This window comes from Sphingomonas xinjiangensis, from assembly GCF_014199255.1.
GTDB lineage: Bacteria > Pseudomonadota > Alphaproteobacteria > Sphingomonadales > Sphingomonadaceae > Sphingomonas > Sphingomonas xinjiangensis.
This window is the reverse complement of sequence record NZ_JACIJF010000001.1, coordinates 26,314-47,201: the sequence shown is the minus strand read 5'-3', so window position 1 is coordinate 47,201 and position 20,888 is coordinate 26,314. Positions and strand designations below refer to the sequence as shown.

21 protein-coding genes and 2 tRNA genes are annotated in these 20,888 nt (G+C 64.0%); 5 read left to right on the top strand and 18 right to left on the bottom strand.

Annotation, left to right across the window (positions count from 1 at the left end; genetic code table 11):
- The first annotated feature begins 188 nt into the window (after positions 1 to 188).
- A complete protein-coding gene (locus FHT02_RS00260; protein WP_184083080.1) occupies positions 189 to 1,259 on the top strand; it encodes a mechanosensitive ion channel family protein in 1,071 nt (356 codons plus the stop codon).
- Between the two features lie 82 nt (positions 1,260 to 1,341).
- On the opposite strand, the gene FHT02_RS00255 is transcribed toward FHT02_RS00260, so the two are convergent.
- The 5 genes from FHT02_RS00255 to FHT02_RS00235 all read right to left on the bottom strand — a co-directional run bounded on the left by FHT02_RS00255 (position 1,342) and on the right by FHT02_RS00235 (position 5,017).
- Positions 1,342 to 1,662, bottom strand: a complete 321-nt coding sequence (locus FHT02_RS00255; protein ID WP_184083078.1) for a hypothetical protein — start codon at positions 1,660 to 1,662, stop codon at positions 1,342 to 1,344.
- Between the two features lie 81 nt (positions 1,663 to 1,743).
- Positions 1,744 to 1,820, bottom strand: a tRNA-Met gene (locus FHT02_RS00250).
- 90 nt (positions 1,821 to 1,910) lie between these two features.
- Positions 1,911 to 2,432: a 2'-5' RNA ligase family protein gene (locus FHT02_RS00245; protein ID WP_184083076.1), complete on the bottom strand. Its 522-nt coding sequence runs from the start codon at positions 2,430 to 2,432 to the stop codon at positions 1,911 to 1,913.
- Positions 2,432 to 4,366: a potassium transporter Kup gene (locus tag FHT02_RS00240; protein WP_184083074.1), complete on the bottom strand. Its 1,935-nt coding sequence runs from the start codon at positions 4,364 to 4,366 to the stop codon at positions 2,432 to 2,434. Before FHT02_RS00240 ends, FHT02_RS00245 begins: the two co-directional genes overlap by 1 nt.
- 177 nt (positions 4,367 to 4,543) lie before the next feature.
- Entirely contained in the window at positions 4,544 to 5,017 is a 474-nt protein-coding gene (locus FHT02_RS00235) for an Lrp/AsnC family transcriptional regulator (protein WP_184083072.1), read from the bottom strand.
- 135 nt (positions 5,018 to 5,152) lie between these two features.
- On the opposite strand from FHT02_RS00235, the gene ald reads away from it, so the two are divergent.
- Together ald and FHT02_RS00225 are read left to right on the top strand one after the other, a co-directional pair.
- Complete coding sequence (ald, locus tag FHT02_RS00230) at positions 5,153 to 6,262, top strand: alanine dehydrogenase (protein WP_184083070.1); 1,110 nt, start codon at positions 5,153 to 5,155, stop codon at positions 6,260 to 6,262.
- Positions 6,263 to 6,397: 135 nt separating this feature from the next.
- A complete protein-coding gene (locus tag FHT02_RS00225) occupies positions 6,398 to 6,607 on the top strand; it encodes a DUF3072 domain-containing protein (RefSeq protein WP_184083068.1) in 210 nt (69 codons plus the stop codon).
- Between the two features lie 11 nt (positions 6,608 to 6,618).
- Here the strand turns inward: FHT02_RS00225 and FHT02_RS00220 are convergent, their stop codons facing one another.
- The 10 genes from FHT02_RS00220 to lon all read right to left on the bottom strand — a co-directional run bounded on the left by FHT02_RS00220 (position 6,619) and on the right by lon (position 14,670).
- The gene (locus FHT02_RS00220) at positions 6,619 to 7,263 is read right to left on the bottom strand and encodes a tetratricopeptide repeat protein (protein ID WP_184083066.1); all 645 of its coding nucleotides are present in this window, start codon (positions 7,261 to 7,263) and stop codon (positions 6,619 to 6,621) included.
- On the bottom strand, positions 7,263 to 7,670 hold the full coding sequence (locus FHT02_RS00215; RefSeq protein ID WP_184083064.1) for a cytochrome c-type biogenesis protein CcmH: 408 nt from the start codon (positions 7,668 to 7,670) through the stop codon (positions 7,263 to 7,265). The genes FHT02_RS00220 and FHT02_RS00215 overlap by 1 nt, the downstream gene beginning before the upstream one ends.
- Positions 7,667 to 8,194 carry a redoxin family protein gene (locus tag FHT02_RS00210; protein ID WP_184083062.1) on the bottom strand — a complete coding sequence of 176 codons (528 nt, stop codon included), beginning with the start codon at positions 8,192 to 8,194 and terminating at the stop codon, positions 7,667 to 7,669. The genes FHT02_RS00215 and FHT02_RS00210 overlap by 4 nt, the downstream gene beginning before the upstream one ends.
- A complete protein-coding gene (locus FHT02_RS00205) occupies positions 8,191 to 10,143 on the bottom strand; it encodes a heme lyase CcmF/NrfE family subunit (protein WP_184083060.1) in 1,953 nt (650 codons plus the stop codon). Before FHT02_RS00205 ends, FHT02_RS00210 begins: the two co-directional genes overlap by 4 nt.
- Positions 10,140 to 10,574: a cytochrome c maturation protein CcmE gene (gene ccmE / locus FHT02_RS00200; RefSeq protein ID WP_184083057.1), complete on the bottom strand. Its 435-nt coding sequence runs from the start codon at positions 10,572 to 10,574 to the stop codon at positions 10,140 to 10,142. Before ccmE ends, FHT02_RS00205 begins: the two co-directional genes overlap by 4 nt.
- Positions 10,571 to 10,702: a heme exporter protein CcmD gene (gene ccmD / locus FHT02_RS00195; protein ID WP_184083055.1), complete on the bottom strand. Its 132-nt coding sequence runs from the start codon at positions 10,700 to 10,702 to the stop codon at positions 10,571 to 10,573. The genes ccmE and ccmD overlap by 4 nt, the downstream gene beginning before the upstream one ends.
- Positions 10,702 to 11,460, bottom strand: a complete 759-nt coding sequence (gene ccmC / locus FHT02_RS00190; RefSeq protein WP_184083053.1) for a heme ABC transporter permease CcmC — start codon at positions 11,458 to 11,460, stop codon at positions 10,702 to 10,704. Before ccmC ends, ccmD begins: the two co-directional genes overlap by 1 nt.
- Before the next feature lie 179 nt (positions 11,461 to 11,639).
- Positions 11,640 to 11,714: transfer RNA gene (locus tag FHT02_RS00185), tRNA-Val, on the bottom strand.
- An 85-nt stretch (positions 11,715 to 11,799) separates the two neighbouring features.
- On the bottom strand, positions 11,800 to 12,075 hold the full coding sequence (locus FHT02_RS00180) for an HU family DNA-binding protein (protein ID WP_184083051.1): 276 nt from the start codon (positions 12,073 to 12,075) through the stop codon (positions 11,800 to 11,802).
- Between the two features lie 138 nt (positions 12,076 to 12,213).
- The gene (gene lon, locus FHT02_RS00175) at positions 12,214 to 14,670 is read right to left on the bottom strand and encodes an endopeptidase La (RefSeq protein ID WP_184083049.1); all 2,457 of its coding nucleotides are present in this window, start codon (positions 14,668 to 14,670) and stop codon (positions 12,214 to 12,216) included.
- 136 nt (positions 14,671 to 14,806) lie between these two features.
- On the opposite strand from lon, the gene FHT02_RS00170 reads away from it, so the two are divergent.
- Positions 14,807 to 16,537 carry a M1 family metallopeptidase gene (locus FHT02_RS00170; protein ID WP_425506397.1) on the top strand — a complete coding sequence of 577 codons (1,731 nt, stop codon included), beginning with the start codon at positions 14,807 to 14,809 and terminating at the stop codon, positions 16,535 to 16,537.
- Positions 16,534 to 17,616, top strand: coding sequence for a hypothetical protein (locus FHT02_RS00165; protein ID WP_184083045.1), 1,083 nt, complete (start codon positions 16,534 to 16,536; stop codon positions 17,614 to 17,616). The genes FHT02_RS00170 and FHT02_RS00165 overlap by 4 nt, the downstream gene beginning before the upstream one ends.
- Positions 17,617 to 17,669: 53 nt before the next feature.
- On the opposite strand, the gene clpX is transcribed toward FHT02_RS00165, so the two are convergent.
- The 3 genes from clpX to FHT02_RS00150 form a co-directional block, all read right to left on the bottom strand.
- Complete coding sequence (clpX, locus tag FHT02_RS00160; protein ID WP_184083043.1) at positions 17,670 to 18,935, bottom strand: ATP-dependent Clp protease ATP-binding subunit ClpX; 1,266 nt, start codon at positions 18,933 to 18,935, stop codon at positions 17,670 to 17,672.
- 147 nt (positions 18,936 to 19,082) lie between these two features.
- Positions 19,083 to 19,715: an ATP-dependent Clp protease proteolytic subunit gene (locus tag FHT02_RS00155; RefSeq protein ID WP_221239230.1), complete on the bottom strand. Its 633-nt coding sequence runs from the start codon at positions 19,713 to 19,715 to the stop codon at positions 19,083 to 19,085.
- A 158-nt stretch (positions 19,716 to 19,873) separates the two neighbouring features.
- Entirely contained in the window at positions 19,874 to 20,812 is a 939-nt protein-coding gene (locus tag FHT02_RS00150) for a glycosyltransferase family 2 protein (RefSeq protein ID WP_184083039.1), read from the bottom strand.
- Between the last annotated feature and the right edge of the window lie 76 nt (positions 20,813 to 20,888).

The following is a 20,888-nucleotide window of genomic DNA, read 5'->3' as shown; positions in this document are numbered from 1 at the left end:
TCTTCCGGAAAATGGTCTGGCGCCGCATCTACAGGGCGACACGTCCCGGACGCAACATGGGGGCTTGCCGCGCCCGCACAATGCTGTGGGCAAGCAGCATCGCTCGGCCCGCGCAAAGCCCAGCTTCGCCGCACTGCGGGAACGCTCTCGCGCGCGGCCCGTTCGCGCTCGGGAACCGGGAGCCGGCGATGCAAGACCTTGTTGCCCATCTACCCGACTGGCTGCAGCCGCTCGCCGTCATGCTCGTCTCGGTGATCGCCGCGCTGCTGCTGCACAAAACCGCAATGGTGGTCCTGCGCCGCGCCGCGCGCCGCATTCCCCTGCTCCGCTCGGCGGAGGTGGTGAAGCATCTCTGCCGCCCCTTGCGCTGGCTGTTCGTCGCCTTCGCCCTTGCAGCAAGCCAGCCGGCGCTGGGCCTCGACGCACACGGCACCGCCATCTGGCGGCAGGTCACCGGGCTGCTCTTCCCGGCATTGCTCGGCTGGCTGCTGATCGCGCTGATGACGATCAGCCTCGGCGTCATCACCTACCGCACGGACGTCTCCGTTGCCGACAATCTCGCCGCGCGCCGCCGCCGCACCCGCGCGGGCATTCTCCACCGCATCCTGGTGTTGCTCATCCTGCTCGCCACCTTCTGCCTGATGCTGATGAGCATTCCGGCGGTGCGCAGCATCGGCGTCACTCTGATCGCCTCGGCGGGCCTTGCTGGCCTCGCGGTCGGCGCCGCCGCCCAGCCCGCGCTCAAGAACCTGATCGCCGGCATCCAGATGGCCTTTACCGAGCCGATCCGCCTCGACGACGTCGTCATCCTGGACGGCGAATGGGGCCGCATCGAAGAGATCCGCCTGACCTTCGTGGTGGTAAAGATCTGGGACGAGCGCCGCCTGGTCGTCCCCGTCACTCGCTTTCTCGAAGGCAGTTTCGAGAACTGGACCCGCCAAACCAGCGAACTGCTCGGCACCGCGTTCCTCCGCGTCGATCCCACCGCCGACGTCCCGCGCCTGCGTGCCAGGCTCCAGGACGTGGTCCGCACCAACCCGAACTGGGATGGCCGTGTCGTCGGCCTCCAGGTGACCGAACTCGCGGCTGACCATATGGAGCTTCGCGCACTGGTGAGCGCGTCGGACGCCACCCGCGCCTTCGATTTGCGCTGCGACGTCCGCGAAGCGCTGATGGCCTTTATTCGCGACGAAATGCCCGAAGCGCTGGCGCGCCGCCGCAACGTCTTGGAAGCATCGCCTCACCCGCTATCGGACTAACCATCGTCATCCGGGCCTTGAGCCGGGATCCCGCTTCTTCTGCTCTAAAGGAGCCCGGGTGATGACGATAGGAACATCCACCCTACCCCTTGGGCGCAAACCCATGCGCCCGCCGGACGCGCAGCCCGATGAACAGCATCGTCGGCCAGAATACCGTGTTGAGCACATCGCTCAGCGTATCGGGCATCACCGCGCCGTGGACGAAATAGTCCATCACTTCGTTGGCCAACTCTGCCACGTACACGAACGATAGCGGCACCAGTGTCGCCAATGAGCGCCGGGTAACGATCCGCGCCAGGAACAGCACCGCCATGCCGGCATGGATATGCAGCACCGTGTCCGGTGCGCCGGTCCCGTCCCCGATCCACTGGATCAACTCGCCGTACAGCTTTGCGGGGTTCATGCTGCTTCCACCAAGGTCCTTGCTTCGCACCCTGCTGCAAGGTGCGGCATAACGCGAAAGCCACCAGTACAATCGTTGAAATGGTAGCGGAGGAGGGACTTGAACCCCCGACCCCAGGATTATGATTCCCGTGCTCTAACCAACTGAGCTACTCCGCCCCGCATGGCGCATTCGCTTATTGCGAAGGGCGCCGATCCAAGGTCCGCCGTGCAGCGGAGGGCGCCACATAGGCAGCGTATTCTTCGCGGTCAAGCGAACATGTGCCGCGAATGGGGTTCCCAGGGCCCGCCCCGATACCACCAGCTCGCCAGCCCGACGATCGTCAGCGGCTTGGGCGCGAAACCGGCGCGCAATCCCTCGAGCAACTGCTTGGTCTGCGGTCGGGCAACCTTGTTCTGCACCGTGACATGCGCCCGCCATCCCGCACGATCCTGCGGCACCAGCATCGGCGCGAAGGCATCGGCCAGATCGGCTCGGATGTCGGCAAGGTCATCCGATTCGATGCGGAACGCGACGCCCCCGCCTAGGTCGAGCACGCCGGCGATCTGGGCCACCGGCCGCGCTGCGCCGCGCGTAGCGGCACTCAGGCGCTGCTTCAGCTCGGGCGCAAGTTCGGGGGCCAGATGGTGGAACAGGGTGCAATGCGCGGGCACCACGTTGCGCTCGGGCGGAAAATGCGCCCGCCGCAGTCCGTCCAGCCAGGCGAAGTCCTCCGCCCCGAACAGCGCCGTCACGATGATCGGCGCGTTGCCCGGGGCCGCCTCGGCCATCAAATCTCGACCTGGCTGCCCAGCTCGACGACGCGGTTGGTCGGCAGGCGGAAGAACTCCATCGCGCTTTCCGCATTGCGCAGCATCCACGCGAACAGCTTCTCGCGCCAGATCATCATGCCGGGACGGGCCGAGGGCAGCAGCGTCTGGCGCGCCAGGAAGAAGCTGGTGTCCATCATCTTGAACTCCGCTCCGCACGCGCTGACCTGTTTGAGCGCCGCGGGCACATCGGCATCCTGCATGAAGCCGTACTTCATGATCATGCGGTGGAAGCCTTTGCCCAGATCCTCGATCTTCATCCGGCGATCATCGTCGACATAGGGTTCGTCGGCGATCTTGACCGTCAACAGGATGACGCGCTCATGCAGCACCTTGTTGTGCTTGAGGTTGTGCAGCAGCGCGTGCGGCACGCCATCGGGCGTTGACGTCATGAACACCGCCGTCCCCTGCACTCGCGTGGCAGTGTTGGCGGCCGATTCGATGAAGATCTTGATCGGCATCGCGCTTTCGCGCAGCCGCGCGATCATCAACTGCCGGCCCTTCGCCCAGGTGGTCAGCAGCGTGAAGGCGACCAGCCCGACCAACAGCGGAAACCAGCCGCCATCGGGGATCTTGGTCACATTCGATAGGAAATACGCTCCGTCGAAGACCAGGAACAGCGCTGTCAACGCCACCGCGACCGGCAGCGGCCAGTTCCACACCCGCCGCACCAGCACCGCCAGCATGCACGTCGTAATGAACATCGTACCGGTGACGGCGATGCCATAGGCGGCCGCCAGATTCGACGACTCGCCGAACATCAGGATCAGCACCAGCACCATGACCATCAGCGCCCAGTTCACGGCCGGCAGATAGATCTGCCCGAGCGCCGAAGCCGAGGTGTGATTGATCCGCAGCCGCGGCATCAGCCCAAGCTGGACCGCCTGCTGGCACACCGAGAACGCGCCGGTGATCACCGCCTGGCTGGCGATGATCGTCGCCAGCGTCGCCAGGATGACCAGCGGCAATCGCCAGCCTTCGCTCGCCAGCATGAAGAACGGATTCTCCGCCGCCGAGGGATTGCGCAGCATCAGCGCGCCTTGGCCCAAATAGTTGATCATCAGCGCCGGAAAGATCAGCCACACCCAAGCAACCTGGATCGGTTTGCGGCCGAAATGTCCCATATCGGCGTACAGCGCCTCGGCGCCGGTCAGCGCCAGCACTACCGAGCCCAGTGCAAGGAAAGCCAGCTTGGGATCGAGCACGAAGAAGTGGATGGCCCAGCTGGGATCGAAAGCCTTGAGAACGTCGGGCCGCTCGATGATGCTGAGCGTTCCCAGCACCGCGAGCGTGATGAAATAGACCAGCATCACCGGGCCGAAGAACTTGCCGATCGTGTCGGTGCCCCGCGCCTGGATGACGAACAGGCCGATCAGGATCGCCATCGCGATGGGCAGGACGAACGGCGCGAAGCCCTCCTGAACCACCGCTAGGCCTTCGACCGCGGACAGGACGGAGATCGCTGGAGTGATCATGCAATCCCCGAAAAACAGCGCGGTTGCCAGCACGCCCAGCATCACCAGGCTGCGGCTCCATCGCCCGGGGCCTGCACCGGTCCTGCGCTGGATCAGCGCCAGCAGCGCAAGGCTGCCGCCCTCGCCCTTGTTGTCGGCGCGCATCGTGAGGAAGATATATTTGCCGGTGACGATGATCAGCAGCGACCAGAAGATCAGGCTGACCACACCATAAATATGGGCCAGATCGACGGCCAGCTTGTGGTGCCCGACAAACGTCTCCTTCATCGCGTAGAGCGGAGAGGTGCCGATGTCGCCATACACCACACCAACTGCGCCCAACGCGAGGCCGGAGAGGCTGCCTTTCGGGTGATGCCCATGCCCGCCCTCGTCCACAAGAGACGTGGCGTCGGCCGCCGGGCCGGTTCCGCCGTTGGTCACAGCGATTGCCGGGCGGAAATGTAGATGAAGTGCCTAGTCATACGACCTTTGGATACTCGACTGGCTTCGGATCGCAGGCCGTTAGCACTTGCAACATGCGCTCGCAACGGGACCGGTCGGGGGCTGGATAGCCCATGGCTCCGCCAAGACGCGCGGCAGGTGCAAGCGGCTCCCCACTCACCGCGAGCCCGCGAACAGGGCGTCCGCCTCCCCACGTGTGGCGACCGATCGAAGCACGAAACTGGAATTGATGGTTACCACCCCCGGCAACCGCCCCAGATGCTCGCGGTGCAGCCGCTCATAATCGTCCAGGTCGCGTGCCAGGATCTTTAGCCGGTAATCCTGCCGCCCCGAAACCAGTGCGCATTCGACCACGCCGTCAATCTCGGCGACGGCGCGCTCGAATTTGGCAAGGTCCTCTTCGATCTGGGTACCAAGCGTGATGTCCACCAGCGCGGTGATGCGGAAACCCAGCCGCCGATGCCCCAGCCGCGCGCCATAGCCGGTCACGTGCCCGGACGATTCGAGCGCCTGGATGCGGCGCGTACAAGCGGACTGCGAAAGACCCACCTGAGTCGCGATCTGGCTTACCGAGGCCCGCGCATCGGATGCCAGCAGCTTTAATATCGCACCGTCAATCCTGTCGATCATGCATGATCCTGCTGTCGCGGGCCCTTCCTGCGCTGAAATCATGTATGAACGAACAACAGCGCTGCCAAGATTGCAGAGATTTGCCGCGCCGCTTTGGCGTAAATTCGCAGCAATAAAATCTCAGGAGAGCTTGCCATGCGCATCGGTGTGCCCAAGGAAATCAAGAACCACGAATATCGCGTCGGCCTGACCCCCGCCTCGGTCGCCGAACTGGTTGCCGCCGGCCACGAGGTGCTGGTCGAGACCAAGGCTGGCACCGGCATCGACTTCGCCGATGAGGCCTATACCAGGGTTGGCGCCACCATCGCGCCCGACGCCGCTGCGGTGTTCGCGGGCTCGGACATGATCGTGAAGGTCAAAGAGCCGCAGGCGCAGGAAATCGCCCTGCTCGAGTCGCGCCACACGCTCTTCACCTATCTCCACCTCGCCGCCGACAAGCCGCAGACCGAGGGCCTGATCCGCTCGGGCGCGACCTGCATCGCCTACGAGACGGTGACGTCGAACTCCGGCGCGCTGCCGCTCCTGAAGCCGATGTCCGAAGTCGCCGGCCGCATGTCGATCCAGGTCGGCGCACATTATCTGGAAAAGGAACAGGGCGGCCGTGGCGAACTGCTCGGCGGTGTCCCCGGCGTCGCGCCGTGCAAGGTGGCGATCCTTGGTGGCGGTGTCGCGGGCATCAACGCCGCGCAGATGGCGGTCGGCCAGCGCGCCGACGTCACTATCTACGACATCAATAACGAGCGCCTGGCTGAGCTCGACATGCATTTCGGCAGCCAGATCAAGACGGCGTACGCGTCCAAGGCTGCGATCGCCGAAGCCGTCAGCCGCTCGCAGCTGGTGATCGGTGCGGTGCTGGTGCCCGGCGCCGCCGCGCCCAAGCTCGTCACGCGCGACATGCTGAAGACCATGATGCGCGGCTCGGTGTTGGTCGACATCGCCATCGACCAGGGCGGCTGTTTCGAGACCAGCCACGCCACCACCCACGACGATCCGGTCTACGAAGTCGACAACGTCATCCACTATTGCGTCGCGAACATGCCCGGCGCGGTCGCACGCACCTCGGCCTTCGCGCTCAACAACGCGACTCTACCCTTTGTGCTGAAGATCGCGAACCTGGGCGCCGGCGCCGCAATGCGGGCCGACAAGCATTTAGCCAATGGTCTCAACGTCTCAGCCGGCAAGGTCCGTCACCAGGCCGTCGCCGAAGCCCTCGATCTCCCTTTCGAGGCCTGGGCGGCCGTCTAAGCCTAAGTCATTGTAGTGGTTGAAGTAACGGGCCGGAGCCGACGCTCTGGCCTGTTCGTTTCCGCGTCGACAAGATAGTGGAACGAACAAGGAACGCCGCACGTTCTTCTAGCAACACAGCCAAGAGGAACCGGCATGAGCAACCCGAAAACCGACCCCACCTCCAACGCCGTCAAGGATCCCGACGACTGGGTCACCGGCGAAGAAGCCATGACCGGCGCTCAAGCGAGCTACCTCAAGACGCTGAGCGAAGAAGCGCATGAGGACTTCCCCGACGACCTCACCAAAGCCGACGCGTCAAAGAAGATCGACGAGCTCCAGGAAAAGACCGGCCGCGGCCAATAAATCCCGCAGGGTCAGCGCTGCGGCGCTGACCCACCCTGCTGCGCTTCCAGAAACCGGTCGAGCAGAAACAATCGCGTGAGCAGTTCACCGCGATAGCTCGCATCTTTCGGCGTCAGGGCCACCGCCTTTGCCCAATACGGCCGCGCCTCCACCAGCTTGCCTTCGCGGATGTGCGCCAGCCCATAGAAAAAGGGCGGGCCAGGATGCTTGGGCGCCAGCGTCATCGCCCGATCGAACGCGAAGCGCGATGCCGGAGAAATCTGGTTTCCATCATTCTGCGCCAGCACCACGCCAGCCCAGGTCCACAGCCCCGCATTTTCCGGCGCCTTGCGTACCGCACCGATCATCACCTTTGCGGCAGCTTGCGAGGAGCCGGAACGCTCCATCGCGTCGGACGCCATGAAATATGCCGCGTCGAAGTTGAAGCGCCCGAAAAAGACTTCGCGCAGGGCAATCAGTTCGGGGTCGATGCTCCCCTGCTGCTTGGCGGCCTTCACCGAATGGCCGGCAAGCCCAGGCGCACCCTGCCACGCGTACCCCGCAGCACCCAGCATCACTGCCGTGGCGGGGATCGCCCATAGCCTCCGTGGGAAGCGACGCAGCCAGAGAAGCAGGCCGGCTGCAATCACCAGCCCCAGGAACAACAGCCAACCCATCAGCGCCTCGGCTTCGCAAAAGCGCGCCGGGCAAGCAGCGCACCGAACCCTAGAAGCACAAGCGGCGCAAGCCACAGCGGCGCGGTCGACCAACTGAGCGGCGGGTCATAGCTGACATAGTCGCCATAGCGCTGCACCATCCACCGGCGGATCTGCGCAGGTTGCTCGCCCGCCTTGATCCGTTGACGGACCAGCGCGCGCATGTCGCCTGCCATCTCCGCGTCGCTGTCGGCGATCGACTGACCCTGGCATACCACGCAACGCAGCGTCTCCATCAACGCCTTGGCACGCGCCTCCTGCACTGGGTCGCGCAGCTGGGTATACGCCAACGCCGACGGCGGCAGCTTGGAGTCCGCGCTGGCCGGTACTGCCGCGACCAGTACGAGCAGAGTGGCAAGCCGTCTCACTTCGCCTTTTCCAGCTGCGCCAGCAACTCGGGGATATGCTCTTCGCGAACGTCGCCGATATGCTGGTAGGTGATCCTGCCATGCGCATCGATCACGAAGGTTTCCGGCACACCGGACGAACCAAGCGCCAATTGCGCGGTGCTCGCTTTGTCATCTCCGATCCGCGCATAAGGGTCGCCATACTGCTGCAGAAACGCCTGCACACCATCGTGCGTATCTCGGATCGCGACAGCGTCGATCTCCACCCCTGCCTTGCGCAGCTTCATGAGCTGCGGCGCTTCTGCAATGCATGGTATGCACCAGCTGGCGAAGATGTTGAGCAAGCGCGGTTTGCCCCTGCCGAAATCGGCGGTGGCGATACCCGGTTTGTCGGACGTTATCGGCGGCAGGTTCAGCTGCGGCAAAGGCTTGCCAACCATTGCCGAATGGACCAGCCGGTCGCCCGGCTTGAGCAGCCCGCTGGCGACCACAGCGAAGACGATCGCGAATAACGCCAATGGCGTCCAGATCAGTAGGCGCCTCACGCGTACGTCTCCGCATCGGCTTGGCGGCGCTCGCGGCGAACCCTTCCGATCAGTGCCAGCAGTCCGCCCAGCGCGATGAGCCCGCCGCCCAGCCAGATCAGCGTCACGAACGGCTTCCACCAAAGCCGCAGCTGCCAGCGTCCTTGATCATCTCCTTGGCCGAGCACAGTGTAGAGTTGTCCGTCCACCATCGTGCGGATCGCGGCTTCGTTGGTGTTGGTCGGCGGGGTGCTGAAGAAGCGCTGTTGTGGGAACAGATCGAACGGCCTGCCGTCGCCACGCCGCACGCTGAGCCTGGCCTCCAGGCCGGACCAGTTCGGGCCGATGGTCGGCCGCACGTCGGCGAGGATGACGCGGTAGGGGCCGACGGTCACATCGTCCCCTACCTTTATCGCAGCGAGCCGCTCCAACGTGAAGGCGCTGTCCGCAGCCATGCCCGCCAGGCTGACTGCCATGCCGAGATGCGCGGCCACCATGCCCCAGATATGCAGCGGCGTCCGGAGCAGCTTACGCCGACCCAGCGGCAACACGCTCGCCACCGCAAGCCCTGCGGCAAAAGTCAGCCCGAGCACCGTCAACAAATGTGTCGCTCCGGTCATGACGAACATAACCGCAAAGGTGACGCCTGCCGCAGATGCGGGCCAAAGAAGTTTCCCCAGCAGCACATTGAGGTCATCACGACGCCAACGCAGCAGCGGCCCGACCGCAGTGGCGATCACAAGCACCAGCGCAACCGGCGCGATTGCCTTGTTGAAGAACGGCGCGCCGATCGAAAGCTGTACGCCCGCCGCCTGGGCCGCCAGCGGATATAGCGTGCCGATGAACACCACGCCCAGGATTACCGATAGCAGCAGATTATTGAGCACCAGCGCGCCTTCACGGCTCACCAGCTGAAAGGTCGAACCCTGCGTGACGGTTCCGGCGCGCGCGCCGAACAACGCCAGCGCGCCGCCGATATAAAGCCCGAGTAACCCCAGGATGAACGTGCCACGGGTAGGGTCCACGGCGAAGGCGTGGACACTGACCAGAATGCCAGAGCGAACCAGGAAGGTGCCGATCATCGACATGGAAAACGCGACCACCGCCAGCATCAACGTCCATGCGCGCAGACCATCGCGCGTAGCCAGCACCGTCACCGAGTGCAGCAGCGCAGTCGCCGCGAGCCACGGCATCAGCGATGCGTTCTCCACTGGGTCCCAGAACCACCAGCCGCCCCAGCCGAGCTCATAATAGGCCCAATAGCTGCCCGCGGTGATGCCGATTGTCAGGAAGATCCAGGCGGCCAGAACCCAAGGTCGCATCGCCTTTGCAAAGGCGGGCCCCACATCGCGCATCACCAGCGCACCGACCGCGAAGCTGAACGCAACCGACAGCCCAACATAGCCCAGGTACAACGTTGGCGGGTGAAAGGCGAGGCCGGGGTCCTGGAGCAGCGGGTTCAGGCCCTGCCCCTCCGTCACCGCGGGGTTCAGCCGCACAAACGGATTGGAGGCGAAGGCCAGAAACGCATAGAAGCCGAGCCCGATCGCCGCCTGGGCGCCAAGCGTCGCCGCCAAGGTGCCACTCGCCAACCGCCGCTCGAACAAGGCGACGCCCGCACCGGACATGGCCAGGATCGTGACCCAGAGCAGCATCGAGCCTTCATGATTGCCCCAGGCGCCGGCGACCTTGTACATCAACGGCTTCATGGAGTGGCTGTTCTCCGCCACCAGCACCACACTCATGTCCGACCGTATGAACAGGACGATCAGCAGCAGGAATGACAGCAGGGCCAGCAATCCTTGAACCAACGTGGTCAGCCGCAACGCGCGCATGAGCTCGACACCCGCGATCGCCGCCCGCTCTCCCGTCACCCGCGACGCTTTGGCCGCACCCCAAGCGAGCAGGACTTGCACCACGGCAAAGGCGGCGGCGAGCCACAGCGCCGCCAATCCAAGTTCAGCAATCATTGCTCGATGCTTTCGGACTTGTGCATCTTGCCCGCGACCTGGGGCGGCATGTAGCGTTCGTCATGCTTGGCCAGCAGGTTATCGGCGGCGAAGCTCCCGTCGCGGTTAAATCGGCCTTCCGCAACCACGCCCGAACCTTCTCGAAACAGGTCCGGGGTCACGCCCCGAAAGGTGACCGGTACCCGCGCTTTGCCGTCCGTGACGGCGAACTTTACCGACACGCCGTCCGCCTGACGCCGGAGCGACCCGGCTTCGACCATGCCTCCCAACCGCACCGCACGATCTAACGGCGGCGCGGCTGCAGCGACATCGCCTGGCGCATAGAAAAATGCCGCCTCGTCCTTGAGCGCCGACAGCGCGAGCAGCGCCGCGCCGGCGATCGCAGCAAGCGCAAGCAAGCCAAGCACGAGCCGTTGATGCTTTGCTCTCACCCGCGCTGCCTCAATGCCTCGGCGGCACGTTCGGCGCGGCGCATCGCGGCCCAACTTGCAAGCGCCAGTCCGCCAGCGCCAGCAGCCGTCACGGCATATGCGGCGACTACAAAAGCCCAGTGATTCATCACGCCGCCATCCGCTTCAGCCGAGCTTCCACTTTCTGTGCCGCCAGCGACGCCCGCATCCGCATCAATACGATGCCTGCGAACAGCAGCGTAAACCCGCTCATCGTGAAGAACAGCGGCCACAGCATCGAGCCGTCGATGGTGGAGCTCGTCAGGCCTATGCTCTGTCCCTGATGCAACGTGTTCCACCAAATGACCGAATAGCGGATAATCGGCAGCAGCACCGATCCGGCTACGCCGAACAGTGCGGGCACCCGACCGTCGCCGCCGCGCTCCGCGTCGGCTCGGGCCAGTGCGATGTAGGCGACGTAGATAAAGAACAGCAGCAACATGCTGGTCAGCCGCCCGTCCCACTCCCACCAAGTGCCCCAGGTTGGGCGACCCCAGATCGAACCGGTGGCAAGGCAGGTCGCAGCGAACACCGCTCCCACCGGTGCCATCGCGCGTGCAGCCAGGTTCGCCAAAGGGTGCCGCCAAATCAGGTACCCCAGGCTCGCGAGCGCCAGTCCGCTCCATCCCCCCATTCCCAGCCATGCGGCTGGCACATGGATGTAGAGGATCCGAACTGTCTCTTTTTGCAAATAATCCGCAGGCGTCTGGGTCAGCCCGGCCCATGCGCCGAACAGCGTCAGCGCCGCGCCCAGCCAGAACAGGATGGGCGTCAGCGGACGGGCGATCTTGAGGAATCGCGCAGGGTTGGCGAGTGCATGGAGTGCGGGCACGTCGCTGCGATAGCCGGGTTCCCGCGCCGAATCCATGGTCTATGCCAGCCCGGGAAGCCGGTCAGTCGCCGCAACCGCCTTGAACGTCATGCCGCAGCGGGATCAGTGCGCCGCGCTCCGATGTCGGCAGGCGAGTGCGCCACCGAAGTGCGGCGTGATGCGCGAAGTGCATCACCAAAAAGCCCGCCGATCCTAGGACCAGCGGGCTTTGTATATGGTGGGCGCGGCAAGGATTGAACTTGCGACCCCACCCGTGTGAAGGGTGTGCTCTACCACTGAGCTACGCGCCCCATGCCCTGGCGGGCGAATGGGAAGCGGGCCTTTAGAACCTGAGGATTACCCTGTCCAGCCCCCGACCCGCATTGTTTTTAAGGGTCAGATGTTCACCGAGTCCTTCAGGCCCTTGCCGGCCTTGAACTTTGGCTGATTCGACGCCTTGATCGTCATCTCCTCGCCCGTACGCGGGTTGCGCCCAGTGGAAGCCTTACGCTTGCTCACCGAGAAGGTACCGAAACCGACCAGACGAACCTCATCGCCCTTCTTCAGGGCGGCGTTGATGGACTCGAACACTGCTTCAACTGCCTTGTTGGCCTCACCCTTACCCAGGCCGGAGATGTCGGCGACCTGAGCGATCAGCTCCTGCTTGTTCATATTGACGGGATCCCCTGAGAAGTGCGTCCTAGGACGTTTGAATTGAATCGCGGCGGCAAGCCGGTGCCTCAGTCAGCACGCGACCGCCGCCGCTGTCAAAACCTTTCCGCCGCAGCTGCAGCGAAAAGTTACGCTGCCTCAATGATGAACGGCGTCTCCGACGGGAGCAACCCCAACCGGGGGTTGCGCCGCCAGTTCATCTGCATCGGTCCAGTCGATCGCCGTCAGGGGCGCGGTAAGCGCCAGGCGTAGCACTTCATCGACATGGGCGACTGGGATGATCTCCAGCCCCTCGCGGATATTCGCCGGGATTTCAGCCAAATCCTTCTCGTTCTCGATTGGGATCAGCACGGTCTTGATGCCGCCGCGCATAGCCGCCAGCAGCTTTTCCTTCAGACCACCAATCGGCAGAACGCGGCCACGCAGCGTCACTTCGCCAGTCATCGCGATGTCCTTGCGCACAGCGACACCTGTCAGCGTCGATACGATCGACGTCACCAAACCGATACCGGCGGAGGGACCATCCTTGGGCACGGCACCTTCGGGCAAATGGACGTGGATGTCCTTGCGCCCGAACAGGCTCGGCTTGATCCCATAGCTTGGGCTGCGCGCCTTGACGAAGCTGAACGCGGCCTCGACCGATTCCTTCATCACGTCGCCCAGCTTGCCGGTCGTCTTGATAGCGCCCTTGCCCGGCACGGTGACGCTTTCGATCGTCAGCAACTCGCCGCCCACTTCGGTCCAGGCTAGGCCAGTGACCGCGCCGATCTGGTGCTCCTCCTCGCCGACGCCGAACCGGTACTTCCGCACCCCGGCATATTCGTGGAGATTGTCCGGCGTGATCGTGACGCTGGTCTCCTTGCCCTCCAGGATTTTCCGGAGTGCCTTCCGATTAAGCTTCGCGATCTCGCGTTCGAGCGTACGCACGCCCGCTTCGCGAGTGTAATAGCGGATCAGATCGCGCAGGCCCTCGTTGGTGAGCGTGAACTCACCAGGCTTCAGCCCGTGCGCGTCGATCTGCTTCTCGACCAGATGCCGCTCGGCAATCTCGACCTTCTCGTCCTCGGTATAGCCCTCGAGCCGGATGATCTCCATGCGGTCGAGCAGTGGCTGTGGCAGGTCCAGCGAGTTCGCCGTGCACACGAACATCACGTCCGAAAGATCGATGTCGATCTCCAGATAATGGTCGTTGAACTTGTTGTTCTGCTCTGGATCGAGAACCTCGAGCAGCGCCGACGCCGGATCACCGCGAAAATCCTGGCCCAGCTTGTCGATCTCGTCGAGCAGGAACAACGGGTTCGACGCACCGGCCTTGCGGAGATTGGTCACGATCTTGCCCGGCAGCGAGCCGATATAGGTGCGCCGGTGGCCGCGAATCTCGGCCTCGTCGCGCACGCCGCCCAGCGACTGCCGGATGAACTCGCGCCCTGTCGCCTTGGCGATGCTCTTGCCAAGCGATGTCTTGCCGACGCCGGGAGGGCCGACCAGGCAGAGGATGGGTCCCTTCAGCTTGTTGGTGCGCGCCTGCACCGCGAGATACTCGACGATCCGGTCCTTGACCTTCTCCAGCGCATAATGGTCCTGGTCGAGCACGCCCTGCGCCTCGCCGATGTCCTTCTTCAGCTTGGACTTCTTGCCCCAGGGCAGGCCCAGCAGCACGTCGAGATAGTTGCGGACCACCGTCGCCTCGGCCGACATCGGCGCCATCGTCTTGAGCTTCTTGAGCTCCGACGTCGCCTTCGTGCGCGCTTCCTTAGACAGCTTCAGCGTGGCGATCTTCTGAGTCAGCTCGGCGACTTCATCGCCCTCGCCTTCCTCGCCCTCGTTGCCCAGCTCGCGCTGGATCGCCTTCAACTGCTCGTTGAGATAATATTCGCGCTGGGTCTTTTCCATCTGCCGCTTCACGCGGCTGCGGATCTTCTTCTCGACCTGCAGCACGCCCAGCTCGCCCTCCATGAAGGCGAAGACCATCTCCAGCCGCTTGGCAGGATCGCGCTCGACCAGCAGCGACTGCTTCTCGGCGACCTTCACTGCGATGTTCGCGGCCACCGCATCGGCGAGGCGCGACGCATCCTCGATTTCGCTCAGCTGCACCGCGGTCTCGGCAGGCAGCTTGCGGTTGAGCTTGGCATAATTCTCGAACTGCTCGACAACCGAGCGCATCAGCGCCTTCAGATCGGGGCTGAGCGGCTCTGGCGTGGCACCCTCGACCTTTGCTCCAAGCTCCTCACTCGCGGTTTCAAGCGCCGTGCCGGTTTCCTCGACCGCGCTCACCGTCGCCGTCAGGAACGGGCCGCTCTCGTCCACCGTTTCCAGCGTCCCGCGCTCTTTGCCCGCGACCAGAACGCGCACGGTTCCATCGGGCAGCTTCAACAGCTGGAGCACTTCGGCAGAAACGCCGGTGTCATACAAATCCTCGCGGCTCGGGTCGTCCTGAGCCGGGTCCAGCTGCGCCACGAGGAAAATTTCCTTGTCGTCTGCCATCGCTGCTTCCAGCGCCGCCACCGACTTGTCCCGGCCGACGAACAGCGGCACGATCATGTGCGGGAAGACGACGATGTCGCGAAGCGGCAGGACGGGGTAAGACTGCTTCATGAATACTCCTGGGCCCGAGCGGCCCTCATTCTTCACTATATATGGTGCCTCGGCCAGCGGCATCAATCATTGTGCATTGATTGGCTGTGGATGTGCACTCGTTCGCGCCAGCACCGCCCTTTTGCGCCGATCCCCCTTGGAGGCTTCCATCATTACACGCCTGCTGCTCGCCCCTTCGCTCCTCACGCTCGCCGCGCCTGCCGCCGCGCAGCACATCCGGCCCGGAGAGCCGCCAATTACTGCAACCACGCAAACCTCTGGCGGGCCCATTGAAGTTGAGCGCGGCGCGCTGCATCTGGAGCATGTCGATCTGGCGATCGAGGTGCATCCGGACACCCAGAGACTGCGAGGCGTCGGCACGCTTACGCTGCGCACATCGATCCCACAGAAACGCTTGTTGATCGATCTGGACAAGAACCTGCCGGTCAGCGCAATCAGCATCGATGGGGAGGCATTGCAGCCGACCGCCTGGTCCAATCCCGAAGGGAGGCTGGCGATCACGTTGCCGCGGCCGCTAACGGCTGGCGCGAAGGCGGTGGTGCGTATCGTGTATGGCGGGACGCCACATGTTGCGGTCAGGGCGCCCTGGGACGACGGCATCGTCTGGGCCAAGACGCCGCTCGACAAGAAGCCTTGGGTGGCGACCACCGCGGAAGGCTATGGCTGCGACCTGTTCTGGCCTTGCCTGGATTTCCCCAGAGGCGAGCCGGACAAGGCCGATATCCACATCACCGTTCCAGCGGGCTTGTCCGCACCGTCTAACGGCCTGCTGCAACAGGTTGAAACCCTGCCCGATGGCCGCACAACTTGGCATTGGAAGGCGCGCAGCCCGAACCCTTATTCCATCGCGCTAAACGTCGCGCCGTACAAGGAAGTGAGCGCGCCCTATCGCAGCCGCTTCGGCGGCACCATTCCGATGTCCTATTGGTACCTGCCCGGCCGCGAGCTCAAGGCGCAGGCGCTGTTTGCCGAATTCGCGCCTACCTTGGACTTTTTCGAAAATGTGCTCGGTCCCTACCCCTGGTTCGATGAAAAAGTGGGCGTGGTGGAAACGCCGCATCTCGGCATGGAACACCAGACGATCAACGCTTATGGCAACAATTACAAGAAAACGCCCGCTGGCTTTGATGAGATTTTCCAGCACGAACTCGCGCACGAATGGTTCGGCAACCAGATGTCCGCGGGAAATTGGGACGATTACTGGCTGCATGAAGGCTATGCCCAATATTTCCAGCCGCTTTACGGCCGCTGGCGCGAGGGCGAGGCGCGTTACGCCGCGATGATGGACGATTTCCGCAACCAGATCATGAACCTGGCGCCGATTGTCTCGGGCAGGATCATGACCGAGGAGGAAGTCTACGAGACTGAGAAGGGAGGTCCGGGCAGCGACATCTATGTGAAGGGTGCCTGGGTGCTCCACACGCTGCGCAACCTGATCGGCGACAATGACTTCTGGGAAGTTACCCGGCGCTTGGTTTATGGCCGAGCCGACCCCAAGCCCGGCGATTTCAATCCGCGCTTCGCCAGCACGTCCGAATATGTCGCCATCGTCGATCAGGTCACCGGCAAGGATCTTGGCTGGTTCTTCGACGTCTATCTCCGCCAAGCCGCGCTACCTGACTTGGTTCAGACCCGCGCCGGGGCGCAGTTGACGCTCCGCTGGCAGACCCCCGCCGGCAAGCCCTTCCCGCTGCCGGTGGAGGTGGAGGTCGACGGCAAGATCCAAACCGTGGCGATGCCCGGCGGCACCGCTACACTCACCGTCCCGGCCGGAGCCCATGTCGTGCTCGATCCCGCGTCGCGTGTCCTCAAGCGGTCGGCGGCGGTCGAGGCCCTCCAAGCCTATGCACAAGCCCGCAGCCAATGAGTTTCCGCCTCGCTCCCGCGCTGCTCACCGCAGCACTGCTGCTCCCGGGTGCCGCCGGCGCACAGACGCTGTACCAAGGCACCGTCGGCACCTCGCCCATTGTCCTCCAACTCGAGAAGGACGGAGAGGAGGCGTTCGGCCGGTATTTTTACCGCCGCACGCGCTTCGACAGCGATCTCAGCGGCGAGCGTGAGGGCGAAGATTTCAAGCTGGAGTCGCGGCTGACCGGGGATCGGCTGGTGCTGAAGCGCCAGGGCCGACGGCTCGCCGGCACCCTTACCACCAGCAAGGGCCGAACCCTGCCAGTCTCGCTCCAGGTCGCCACACCGCCTCCGCCGCCCGCCGGCGCGCCGAAGGACCTGGATGGCTATGCCCGCATGCAGCTCGCGGGACTCCGCTTCACGATGGGCGAGTCGGTACGGATCGGGACCCGCAGGATACGCTGGTATCAAGAGCCCGTATCGGGCACCCGCCTCTTCCGCCTGGAAGACGGCTACCCGACCGACCCGCTGCGCAAGATCAACGCAGCGTTGAGCGAGACGCAGTGGCGGCATGTCCAGAGCTGGTTCGATTGCCCCGGCTTTGGTGGCGGTGCCGGCATCGATACCGATGACGCCAGCACACCCTATCTCGACGATCGCTTCGTCAGCTATGCATGGCAGTCTGCCTGGAGCTGCTCCGGCGCGGCGCATCCGGACTTCGGCACGAGCGGCGTCACCTATGACGCGCGGACCGGAGCGATGCTCAAGCTCGAAGACCTTCTGCGGTTCGGCACTGCCGCGCCGCCTGCCGAAGAGTCCGACATCTGGTACAGCTATCGCGGCAAACAGTTCGCCCCCGGACTGGTCGCGCTCCTGAAGCGCTATCATCCTGACGAGATGGCGGACAAGGGCGCGGACCCGGAGGATGGCGACTGCAACTATGCCGATCCCGACGTGTGGGATTTTCCGTCCTGGTACCTGACCGCCGACGGTCTGTTCGTCGGTGCTTATTTCGCCCGGGTGGAGCGTGCCTGCGACGCACCCGATTGGGCGATTATCCCCTGGAAGGCATTGAACGGGCCCGCGGCACGACCATAAAAAAGGGCGCGGATCTCAAGACCCGCGCCCCTCTGATATCCGGCGGCTTCCGCTTACGCGGCGCTGCCGGCCTTTTCCTTCTTGGCGTAGATGCGCACCGGCTCCTTGGTGCCTGCGACCACATCCTTGTCGACCATCACTTCGTCGACTCCGTCCATGCTGGGCAAGTCGAACATCGTATCGAGCAGGATGCCCTCCAGGATCGAGCGAAGCCCGCGCGCACCGGTCTTGCGCTCGATCGCCTTCTTCGAGATCGCGACCAGCGCATCGTCGTTGAAGCCGAGCTTGACCTCCTCCATGTCGAACAGCTTCTGATACTGCTTGACCAGCGCGTTCTTCGGCTCGGTCAGGATCTTCATCAGCGCGTCGGTGTCGAGGTCCTCGAGCGTCGCGATCACCGGCAGACGGCCGACGAACTCGGGGATCAGGCCGAACTTTAGCAGATCCTCGGGCTCGACATTCTTCAGCGTCTCGCCCGTCTTGCGCTCGTCGGGGCCGGCTACATGCGCACCGAAACCGATCGACTTGCCCTGCAGACGGTCGCCGATGATCTTTTCCAGGCCAGCGAACGCGCCGCCACAGATGAACAGGATGTTGGTCGTGTCCACCTGCAGGAACTCCTGCTGCGGATGCTTGCGGCCACCCTGCGGCGGAACGCTCGCCGTGGTGCCTTCCATCAGCTTGAGCAGTGCCTGCTGCACGCCCTCACCCGAAACGTCGCGCGTGATCGACGGGTTCTCGGCCTTGCGGCTGATCTTGTCGATCTCGTCGATATAGACGATGCCGCGCTGCGCCCGTTCGACGTTGTAGTCCGACGCCTGGAGCAGCTTCAGGATGATGTTCTCCACATCCTCGCCGACATAGCCGGCTTCAGTGAGCGTGGTGGCGTCGGCCATCGTGAACGGCACGTCCAGAATGCGCGCCAGCGTCTGGGCGAGCAGCGTCTTGCCGCAGCCGGTCGGCCCGACGAGCAGGATGTTGCTCTTCGACAGCTCGACGTCTGCACCCTTCTGGCCATGGTTCAGGCGCTTGTAATGGTTGTGCACCGCCACCGACAGCACGCGCTTGGCGCGCTTCTGGCCGATCACGTAATCGTCCAGGACGTCGCAGATCTCCTGCGGGGTCGGCACGCCGCCATCCTTCTTCGACACCAGCGCGGACTTGGTTTCCTCGCGAATGATGTCGTTGCACAGCTCGACGCACTCGTCGCAGATGAACACGGTCGGGCCGGCGATGAGCTTACGGACTTCGTGCTGCGACTTGCCACAGAACGAGCAGTAAAGCGTGCTCTTGGAGTCGCCGCCGCTGAGCTTGGTCATTCAATCCATCCTTCACGCGCCGGACGTGGTAACAGGGCCCCGCATCCTACATGCGGAACATCCTCCGGCAATCCATAATCGGCCCGCAGCCTTGCGGTTCCGTGCCGTCCTCGCTTCACCCACGAGGACGGCAATATCCTGCAATCCTTACGAAGTCGTCGTTTCGTCGGTGGCTCCCGGACGCTTCTCATACACCTCGTCGACCAAGCCGAATGCCTTGGCTTCGTCGGCCTCCAGGAAGGTGTCGCGGTCCATCGCGCGCTCGATCTCTTCCAACGGCTTGCCCGTATACTTGGCATACAGGTCGTTCATGCGCCGGCGGATTCGGAGAATCTCCTTAGCCTGGATCTCGATGTCCGACGCCATGCCCTGTGCGCCACCCGAAGGCTGGTGCACCATGATGCGGGCGTTCGTCAGCGCCACGCGCAGGCCCGGCTCGCCGGCAGCCAGCAGGAAAGACCCCATTGACGCTGCCTGGCCGATGCACACAGTGCCGACGCGCGGACGGATATACTGCATCGTGTCATGGATTGCCATGCCAGCCGTCACCACGCCGCCCGGCGAGTTGATGTACATCCAAATGTCCTTCTTCGGGTTCTCGGACTCGAGGAAAAGCAGCTGGGCAGTGATCAGCGAGGCCATCTGGTCCTCGACGCCGCCGGTCACGAACACGATGCGCTCACGCAGCAGGCGCGAGAAGATGTCGAAGCTGCGCTCGCCGCGGCTCGACTGTTCGATAACAATAGGAACAAGGCCACCGGTGACGGGGTCGATGGTCATCTGACCAGAAAGCGGATGCATGTGGGGAAGTCTCATTCTGTCGTTTTGCCCGGAACCATACATCGGCGCTCCCGCAAAGCCGCGCAAGGGGGCTAGTCGGCAAAAGGCCCGCAGCTCCTGCTGAGCCGCCGATAAGCGGGCGCGAAGCCCGCCCAGCGCTAACGCGACGGCAGGAAGGGACCCGGCTGAGCCAGATAGGCCAGCCGCCGCATCTCCCGCCGGCCGCGCACGACGGTGTCGAGGATCAGTCCCGCGAACAGGTTGAGAAATGCCAGGATCATCAGCCCGGTCACCAGGATCGCCGTCGGAAGGCGCGGCACCAGCCCAGTTTGCAGATACGTCACGACTAGCGGCACGGCGAGGATCACCGCGCCGAGCGCGAACAGCGCCGCGGCCCAGCCGAAGAAGAATATCGGTCTTTCGTAGCGGTACAGCGTCCCGATCATCCGCAGGATGCGAAGTCCGTCACGATAGGTGCTGAGTTTGGACGCCGACCCTTCGGGCCGCGCGAAGTAGCGAGTCTCGACCTCTCCAACCGGCATCTTGAGCTCCAGCGCATGCACGCTGATCTCGGTCTCGATCTCGAACCCCTCCGACAGAACGGGAAAGCTCTTCACGAACCGGCGGGAGAATATACGATAGCCCGAAAAGATGTCGGTGAAGCTGCGTCCGAACAGCCCGGCCAAAATCCCGGTCATCGCCCGATTGCCGAGCACGTGCCCGCGCCGGTACGCCTCCGCCGCTTCATGCACGCGGGTGCCGACGATCATGTCCAGCCCTTCGCGCACCAGCCGGTCGACCATCGCCGGCGCGACGCTGGCGTCATAGGTCGCGTCCCCATCCGCCATGACATAGATGTCGGCATCCACATCGGCGAACATGCGCCGGACGACATTGCCCTTGCCCTGCATCCGCTCGCTGCGGACCACCGCCCCAGCCGCACGCGCGACTTCAATGGTGCGGTCGCGGCTGTTGTTGTCATAGACATAGATGCCGGCACCCGGCAGCGCGGCGCGGAACGCCGCCACAGTCTGTCCGATCGCAGCTTCCTCGTTGTAGCAGGGCAGCAACACCGCCACGCGAAGCGTTTCGACCATAAAAATCCCCCTGAACGCTACGCCAGTGCCGTTCCTTCCTCAGCGCCGGGCAAAAGAAAAGCCCACTCTTCTCACC

Bases quoted from the DNA above. Each gene is read 5' to 3' on its own strand.
- FHT02_RS00260 (WP_184083080.1), top strand. From the start codon at position 189: ATGCAAGACCTTGTTGCCCATCTACCCGACTGGCTGCAGCCGCTCGCC.
- FHT02_RS00255 (WP_184083078.1), bottom strand. From the start codon at position 1,662: ATGAACCCCGCAAAGCTGTACGGCGAGTTGATCCAGTGGATCGGGGAC.
- FHT02_RS00245 (WP_184083076.1), bottom strand. From the start codon at position 2,432: ATGGCCGAGGCGGCCCCGGGCAACGCGCCGATCATCGTGACGGCGCTG.
- FHT02_RS00235 (WP_184083072.1), bottom strand. From the start codon at position 5,017: ATGATCGACAGGATTGACGGTGCGATATTAAAGCTGCTGGCATCCGAT.
- ald (WP_184083070.1), top strand. From the start codon at position 5,153: ATGCGCATCGGTGTGCCCAAGGAAATCAAGAACCACGAATATCGCGTC.
- FHT02_RS00225 (WP_184083068.1), top strand. From the start codon at position 6,398: ATGAGCAACCCGAAAACCGACCCCACCTCCAACGCCGTCAAGGATCCC.
- FHT02_RS00220 (WP_184083066.1), bottom strand. From the start codon at position 7,263: ATGGGTTGGCTGTTGTTCCTGGGGCTGGTGATTGCAGCCGGCCTGCTT.
- FHT02_RS00205 (WP_184083060.1), bottom strand. From the start codon at position 10,143: ATGATTGCTGAACTTGGATTGGCGGCGCTGTGGCTCGCCGCCGCCTTT.
- ccmD (WP_184083055.1), bottom strand. From the start codon at position 10,702: ATGAATCACTGGGCTTTTGTAGTCGCCGCATATGCCGTGACGGCTGCT.
- ccmC (WP_184083053.1), bottom strand. From the start codon at position 11,460: ATGGATTCGGCGCGGGAACCCGGCTATCGCAGCGACGTGCCCGCACTC.
- FHT02_RS00180 (WP_184083051.1), bottom strand. From the start codon at position 12,075: ATGAACAAGCAGGAGCTGATCGCTCAGGTCGCCGACATCTCCGGCCTG.
- lon (WP_184083049.1), bottom strand. From the start codon at position 14,670: ATGAAGCAGTCTTACCCCGTCCTGCCGCTTCGCGACATCGTCGTCTTC.
- FHT02_RS00165 (WP_184083045.1), top strand. From the start codon at position 16,534: ATGAGTTTCCGCCTCGCTCCCGCGCTGCTCACCGCAGCACTGCTGCTC.
- clpX (WP_184083043.1), bottom strand. From the start codon at position 18,935: ATGACCAAGCTCAGCGGCGGCGACTCCAAGAGCACGCTTTACTGCTCG.
- FHT02_RS00155 (WP_221239230.1), bottom strand. From the start codon at position 19,715: ATGACCATCGACCCCGTCACCGGTGGCCTTGTTCCTATTGTTATCGAA.
- FHT02_RS00150 (WP_184083039.1), bottom strand. From the start codon at position 20,812: ATGGTCGAAACGCTTCGCGTGGCGGTGTTGCTGCCCTGCTACAACGAG.